Below are 311 nucleotides of genomic sequence, written 5' to 3'. Positions count from 1 at the left end.
ATCTGCGCTTCGACTTCAATCCGCTGAACCTGAAGGACCCGAAAACGGAGTCGATGGCCACGCTGATCTCGCTCAAGGACGCGCCCGAAGCGGCCGTAAACGACGTGAAAGTGCTGGCGCCATCGCTAGCCGGTGCTGATCGGCACCCTGATCGTCGTGATCGGCGCGCTGCCGCTCCTGACGCATCTGCGCTTCGACTTCAATCCGCTGAACCTGAAGGACCCGAAAACGGAGTCGATGGCCACGCTGATCTCGCTCAAGGACGCGCCCGAAGCGGCCGTAAACGACGTGAAAGTGCTGGCGCCATCGCT

The 311-nt window shown here is 61.7% G+C and carries 1 pseudogene; it reads left to right on the top strand.

Annotation, left to right across the window (positions count from 1 at the left end):
• Positions 1–129: 129 nt before the first annotated feature.
• A pseudogene (locus ACRXB1_RS37555) lies at positions 130–311 on the top strand (hypothetical protein); the annotation flags it as partial.

It is taken from the genome of Caballeronia sp. M23-90 (assembly GCF_053574605.1).
This window is presented reverse-complemented; position numbering and strand designations above follow the sequence as displayed.